This is a genomic window from Hydrogenophaga flava NBRC 102514 (assembly GCF_001571145.1).
Lineage (GTDB): Bacteria > Pseudomonadota > Gammaproteobacteria > Burkholderiales > Burkholderiaceae_C > Hydrogenophaga > Hydrogenophaga flava.
Genome location: NZ_BCTF01000027.1, coordinates 59,291 through 66,044 on the forward strand (window position 1 = coordinate 59,291; position 6,754 = coordinate 66,044).

Genomic DNA, 6,754 nt, shown 5'->3' on the forward strand with positions numbered 1-6,754 from the left:
TGGGGCTTTCTCTGTAATCAGGACTTCAGGTTGGCGTAGAGCTCGGTGACGCGGTCCATCACGCTGAGCAGGTTCTCGCTGGTGACAAACACGTCCGACATCGGCTTGGCGGAGGCGGCGGCACCCGACTGGACGCGCTGCAGGGCCTGGTCGAAGAAGAACCACTGGCCGTCGGCCAGGCTCAGTTCGTCGCGGATGCGGGCGGTGGCTTCCGGGGCGTCGCGCAGCGTGGTCATGGCGGCCAGGAACTCGGTGCGGGCCTTGCCGATCTCGGTGATCGCCACCGAAGGATCGACCGGCAGCGTGGCGGCGTAGTAGAACTTGGCCATGCGCTGGGACAGCATGCGCTGGCGGCCCGCGATGTTGACCAGCTTGCCCACCGGGCGGCCCATGGCCGCCTCGTACTGCTGGGTGCCCTGGTGGGCCAGCGCCAGCACGCGGGCGTCGGCCTTGAGCAGCCTGGCGGCGCCGGCTTTGCTGGGCGTGGCACCGACAAGCGCGGTCTTGTAGTCGCTCCAGGCGGCTTCCAGCGCGGTGTAGGTGTCGCGGATCTCGGAGGACGGCGCGAAGGCCTTGAGTTCGACCAGCTGGCGGTCGAACAGCGCCATCGACTTGTCGAGCACGGCCTGGGCCGACCGGCCCTCTGTGTTGTGCAGCATCGCAAGCCAGGCCTTGCCCATGCGCTGCGAGAGCATGCGCTGGCGGCCGGCCTTGTTGATCGCGTCGGCGAGGTCGCTGACCTGGGCGTTCACACCCAGGGGCAGGGCGCCTGCCAGGATGAGCACGGCGCGTCGTTTCATGACCGCTCCTCAGGCCTTGACGATGGCCACGGGGTCGAACTGGCGCGTGTCCACGGCCGCGTCCTTGAAGTCGAACCAGGGGTCGGGCTCCCCGTCGAGGGCGAACTGCAGCTGTTCCCACAGCGCCTTGCGGCCGGCGGCGTCGTCCAGGATGCGCTTCTTGATGTAGTCCAGGCCCACGCGGTTGACGTAGTGCACCGTGCGCTCCAGGTACCAGCCTTCCTGGCGGTAGAGCTCGCAGAAGGCGCCGGTGTATTCCATGACCTCCTCGGCCGTTTTCACCTTGACCAGGAAGTGCGCGACCTCGGTCTTGATGCCGCCGTTGCCGGCGATGTACATCTCCCAGCCCGAGTCGACGCCGATCACGCCCACGTCCTTGATGCCGGCCTCGGCGCAGTTGCGCGGGCAGCCGCTGACGGCGAACTTCACCTTGTGCGGCGCGTACATGCGCCACATGGCCTTCTCCAGGTCCTTGCCCATCTGGGTCGAGTCCTGGGTGCCCATGCGGCACCACTCTGACCCGACACAGGTCTTCACCGTGCGCAGCGCCTTGGCGTAGGCGTGGCCGCTGGGCATGCCGATGTCTTTCCAGACGTTGACCAGGTCTTCCTTCTTCACGCCCAGCAGGTCGATGCGCTGTCCGCCCGTGACCTTGACGGTCGGGATCTTGTACTTGTCCACCGCGTCGGCGATGCGGCGCAGCTCGTCGGCCGTGGTCTCGCCGCCCCACATGCGCGGGATCACGCTGTAGGTGCCGTCCTTCTGGATGTTGGCGTGCGAACGCTCGTTGATGTAGCGGCTCTGCGGGTCGTCCTTGGCCTGCTTGGGCCAGGTGCTGATGAGGTAGTAGTTGATGGCCGGGCGGCAGGTGGCGCAGCCGTTGGGCGTCTTCCAGCCCAGGGCGCTGAAGGTATCGGCGATGGTCAGCAGCTTGTCGTTGCGGATCGCGTCGCGCACGTCCTGGTGGCTGTGCTCGGTGCAGCCGCAGATGGCCTTCTTCTTCGGCGTGGCGGAGTAGTCGCCACCCGCAGTGAACATCAGGATCTGTTCGACCAGGCCGGTGCAGGAGCCGCAGCTGGCACTGGCCTTGGTGTGCTTCTTCACCTCGTCCAGGGTGAACAGGCCCTTGTCCTTGATCGCCTTGCAGATGGTGCCCTTGGTCACGCCGTTGCAGCCGCAGACCTCGTCGCTGTCCTTCATGGCGGCGGCCTTGTTGTGGCCCTGGTGACCCGTGTCGCCGATGTTGCTCTCGCCGAACATCAGCTTGTCACGGATGTCGCTGACCGTGCGCCCTTCGCGCAGCAGCTTGAAGTACCAGCTGCCGTCCACCGTGTCGCCGTAGAGGCAGGCGCCGACGAGCTTGTCGTCCTTGATCACCAGCTTCTTGTAGACGCCGCCGAAGGGGTCGCTCATCACGATCTCTTCGGTGCCGTCGCCGCCCATGAATTCACCGGCAGAGAACAGGTCGATGCCGGTGACCTTGAGCTTGGTGGACGTGAGCGAGCCGGTGTAGCGGCCGATGCCGAACTCGGCCAGGTGCGTGGCCAGCACCTTGCCCTGCTCGAACAGCGGGGCCACCAGGCCGTAGGCGATGCCTCGGTGCGCCGCGCATTCGCCCACCGCGTAGATGCGCGGGTCGGTCACGGTCTGCAGGGTGTCGCTGACGACGATGCCGCGGTTGACGTGCAGGCGCATGCTCTCGGCCAGCGCGGTGTTGGGGCGGATGCCCACGGCCATCACCACCAGGTCGGCCGGCACCTCGCTGCCGTCCTTGAAGCGGATCGCTTTCACGCGCCCATCGTCACCGCCCACCAGCTCCTGCGTCTGCGCGCCGATCAGGAACTGCATGCCGCGCTCTTCCAGCGACTTTTGCAGCAGCTTGCCCGCCACATCGTCCAGCTGGCGCTCCATCAGCCACGGCGCCACGTGCACCACGCTGACCGTCATGCCGCGCTTCATCAGGCCGTTGGCGGCTTCCAGGCCCAGCAGGCCGCCGCCGATGACGACCGCGTGCTTGTAGGTGGCGGCGGCGTCGATCATGGCCTGCGTGTCGGCGATGTCGCGGTAGGCCAGCACACCCTGCAGGTCCTTGCCGGGGATGGGCAGGATGAAGGGGTTGGAACCGGTCGCCATGATCAGGCGGTCGTATTCGGCCGACACTTTCTCGCCATTGGGGCCGACCGAGTGCACCACGCGCTTGACGCGGTCCACCTCGGTCACCTTGTAACCAGCGTGCAGGGTGATGCCGTTGTCGGTGTACCAGGACCAGTCGTTGAGGATGATCTCGTCGATGGTCTGTTCGCCCGCCAGCACCGGGCTGAGCAGGATGCGGTTGTAGTTGGGGTGCGGCTCGGCGCCGAAGACGGTGATGTCGTAGAACTCGGGGGCGATCTTCAGCAGCTCTTCGAGCGTGCGCACACCGGCCATGCCGTTGCCCACCATCACGAGTTTCATTTTTTTCATTGCGGCGACTCCTGTCTGAAGATCACGGGGGTTGTTGCTGGCTCCGGCGGACGCACGCGGGCGGTCGCACAGCGGCGGGTGGGCCGGAACACGGGTGTTGGGAACATCGATCACCCGGCAGAGTTGCCGGGCTGGAACAGGCGCCAGGGCCAGTTCCGGTTCAGTCACTGCGCACGTCGTTGTGTGCAGGCCCCGACGCTGCGGTCGGGGTTGGACGCTTCGTCACGTCTGGCCTGTTCAATGCAAGAGCTGTGCCATATGATCGGCGCCCCGTCGACGGGCCTTCTCCGCAGCGCCTGCACAGGCCCGGTGGATGTGGCCGCAGACCGTCTCCCGATCTCCAACAAGTCCTTGATTCATATGACTTCCGTGCTGCTTCTTCGCCAGGGTCCCCGGGGCCTCCTGCCCCTGCAGGCCGATCTGGAAGCCGCCGGCATGGCGGTGCTGGCCGTGGTGGAGGACTGCAGCAAACTGGTGCAGGCGGCCGTGCAGCACGCACCAGATCTGGTGGTTGGCGAAGCCCCGCGGCCCGACGAGACCCTGTTCAAGGCCACGCATACGCTGGCGGAGGTGCTACCCAAACCGGTGCTGCTGTTCACCCCGGACGCCGACGCCGCCCACATCGAACGAGCCACCGCCGCCGGCGTGCACGCCTGGGTGGTCAACGGCTACGGTGCCGAGCGCCTGCGGCCGCTGGTGCACCTGGCGCAGGCGCGCTTCGGGCGCGAGCAGGCGCTGCTGGAACAGCTGCGCGATGTGTCGCAGCGCTTCGAGGAACGCAAGCAGGTCGAACGCGCCAAGGGCATCCTCATGCGGGCGCGCGCGCTGTCGGACGACGACGCCTTCCAGATCCTGCGCACTGCGTCCATGCACACCAACCAGCGCCTGGGCCAGGTGTCAGAACAGATCATCCAGTCGGCCCATTTCGCCGAGGCCGTGAACCGCGCGGGCCAGCTGCGCATGCTCTCGCAGCGCCTGGTCAAGCTGCACCTGCTGCGGCTGGCCGATGTGCAGTCGCGCCAGCAGCAGGCCCTGCTGGACGACTCGGTGCAGCGGGTGGACGCCAACCTCGCCTGGTTGGGCAAGGGTCTGTCGCAGCCCAGCTTTGGCGACCTGCTGGGCCTGCTGGGCAGCACCTGGCAGGCGCTCAAGGCCTCATTCAGGGGCAAGCCCGTCGCCGGGCAGGTGCAGCAGGTCGACGATCTGGCCGACCGCCTGCTGCAGGACGCCGAGCGCCTCACCGCCAGCCTGCAGCACGCCGGTGCCGTGGCCTCGTTGCAGGTGCTCAATGTGGCCGGCCGCCAGCGCATGCTCTCGCAGCGTTTCGCCAAGATGACGCTGATGGACCTGCTGGGCATCGAGGACAGCGCCACCGGCCGCAGCGCCGCCATGACCGATGTGCAGGGCGACTTCGAGCGCGCACTGGCCTATCTGAATGGTCTGCCGCTGTCCACGCCCGACATCCGCACCGCGCTGGACGAGGCGGCGCTGGGCTGGCAGCAGATGCTGGCCGCCACCCCGCAGGACCGCCGCCCCGCCGGTCGCGACCGGCTGGCGCGCATGGAGACGGTGGCCCATGCCAGCGAGGCGCTGCTGGATCGGTTCGAGCAACTGTCCACCCACTACGAGCGCAGCATGCAGATGCTGATGGGATGACCGGATTTGTGCGATGCACCAATTTCGGGCGCTGTTCTTGCTAGAGGTGGTGCATGGCTTTTGACATCGACATCGGCTACGCCAGCCAGGCAGGGCGCAAGGACATCAACGAAGACTTCTGCGCCGCCATGCTGCCGCCGCCGGGGCAGGCGGACATGGGCTCCATCGTCGCCATTGCCGACGGTGTGAGTGCGGGCGGGCTGGGCAAGGAGGCGGCTCAGACCACGGTGACCAGCCTGGTGCGCGACTACTACGGCACGCCCGAGACCTGGGACACCACGGTCGCCATGGACCGCGTCATCGGCGCGCAGAACACCTGGCTGGCGGGGGTCAACCGCCGCCGCCAGCCGGCCATGGGCCTGACCACGCTCACCGCCATGGTGCTGCGCGGCCACGGCTACACCCTGGCCCACGTGGGCGACACACGAGCCTGCCTGCTGCGCGGCGGCGAGCTCACCCAGCTCACGCACGACCACGTCGCCACCCACCCCGACCTCAGCCACCAGCTGCTGCGCTGCATCGGCGTGGAGGACCGCGTGGTGGTGGACTACAGCCAGGGCGACCTGCTGGTGGGCGACCTGTTCCTGCTCATGAGCGACGGCGTGCACAACGTGCTGCCCGAGCCGCGCCTCAAAGCCCTGCTGGACGAGCACCGGGATGCCGAAGTCCAGGCGCTGTGCGAAGCCCTGGTGGCCGCCGCCCTGCAACGCGGCAGCAACGACAACGTCACCGCCCTGGCCGTGCGCGTGCGCGGGCTCGACAGCGCCACCCTGCAGGACCAGAACCGCCTGGCCGCGCAACTGCCCATCCCGCCCAAACTCAAGCTCGGTGAGCAGATCGACGGCCTGGCCATCACCGCGGTGGTGGCCGACAACGGCATCAACCTCGTGTACCAGGCGCGCGACCCGGCCACGCAGAAGCTCTACGCCCTCAAGACCCTGCACCCGCAGCGCGCGCACGACGCCGAAGAGCGCGCCATGCTCGCGCACGAAGCCTGGCTGGCGCGCCGCATGGCCACCAGCCGCGCGGCCGAACACCTGGTGGCCGTGCACGACGCGCCGCCGACGCTGCCGGCCGGGCAGGGCGCCAGTGCCTTCTACCTGCTGTACGACTGGCACAGCGGCGAATCGCTGCAGCACATGCTGGACCGCCAGCACCGCCCCGGTGTGGCCCAGTCCATCGCCATGGCCACCCAGGCCGCCCGGGCGCTGAGCCACCTGCACCGCCAGGGTGTGATCCACCGCGACGTCAAGCCCGCCAACCTGCACCAGGGAGAAGACGGCGTGCTGCGCCTGCTCGACCTGGGCGTGGCCCTCAGTGGCCGCGAACCTGCATCTGCCCGCGCGCTGCACGCCGGCACGCCCACCTTCATCAACCCCGAGCAATGGGGTTTCCGCCTGCGCGGCGGCGGCGTGGACACCGACGTCGAGCCAGAGGCCGCCGACGCGCGCAGCGACCTGTTCGCCCTCGGCGTCACGCTCTACCAGCTGCTGACAGGCAAGCTGCCCTATGGCGAGGTGCTGCCCTACCAGGCCGGCCGCTACTACCGCGACCCGGTTGCACCCAGTCGCCACCAGCCTGGCGTGCCGATATGGCTCGACCACATCGTGCTCAAGGCCGTCAGCCGCGACCAGAAGCAGCGCTTCGAAACTGCCGAAGAACTGCTGCTGGCGCTGGAGCGCGGCGCCTCGCGCCCGCTCACCGCACCGCCCGCCACTCCGCTGATCCAGCGCGACCCGACCATGCTCTGGAAGCTGCTGCTAGGGTTCAGCGCGCTGCTCAACCTGCTGCTTGTGTACTGGCTGGTGTTTCTGCCGCGCTGAAGGTCAGCGTCC

Annotated in this window: 4 protein-coding genes; 2 read left to right on the forward strand and 2 right to left on the reverse strand. The window is 68.0% G+C overall.

The genetic code is table 11. The annotated features are described in order from the left end of the window. Nucleotides 1-17: 17 nt before the first annotated feature. Together HFL01S_RS20565 and nirB are read right to left on the reverse strand one after the other, a co-directional pair. Nucleotides 18-800, reverse strand: a complete 783-nt coding sequence (locus tag HFL01S_RS20565; protein ID WP_066262096.1) for a type IV pili methyl-accepting chemotaxis transducer N-terminal domain-containing protein — start codon at nt 798-800, stop codon at nt 18-20. A 9-nt stretch (nt 801-809) separates the two neighbouring features. Beyond that, entirely contained in the window at nt 810-3,263 is a 2,454-nt protein-coding gene (gene nirB / locus HFL01S_RS20570; RefSeq protein WP_066262097.1) for a nitrite reductase large subunit NirB, read from the reverse strand. 360 nt (nt 3,264-3,623) lie between these two features. On the opposite strand from nirB, the gene HFL01S_RS20575 reads away from it, so the two are divergent. Beyond that, nucleotides 3,624-4,919, forward strand: a complete 1,296-nt coding sequence (locus tag HFL01S_RS20575) for a type IV pili methyl-accepting chemotaxis transducer N-terminal domain-containing protein (protein ID WP_066262099.1) — start codon at nt 3,624-3,626, stop codon at nt 4,917-4,919. A gap of 53 nt (nt 4,920-4,972) precedes the next feature. Continuing rightward, entirely contained in the window at nt 4,973-6,742 is a 1,770-nt protein-coding gene (locus HFL01S_RS20580) for a bifunctional protein-serine/threonine kinase/phosphatase (RefSeq protein ID WP_066262105.1), read from the forward strand. Nucleotides 6,743-6,754 lie beyond the last annotated feature (12 nt).

Bases quoted from the DNA above. Each gene is read 5' to 3' on its own strand.
- HFL01S_RS20565 (WP_066262096.1), bottom strand. From the start codon at position 800: ATGAAACGACGCGCCGTGCTCATCCTGGCAGGCGCCCTGCCCCTGGGT.
- nirB (WP_066262097.1), bottom strand. From the start codon at position 3,263: ATGAAAAAAATGAAACTCGTGATGGTGGGCAACGGCATGGCCGGTGTG.
- HFL01S_RS20575 (WP_066262099.1), top strand. From the start codon at position 3,624: ATGACTTCCGTGCTGCTTCTTCGCCAGGGTCCCCGGGGCCTCCTGCCC.
- HFL01S_RS20580 (WP_066262105.1), top strand. From the start codon at position 4,973: ATGGCTTTTGACATCGACATCGGCTACGCCAGCCAGGCAGGGCGCAAG.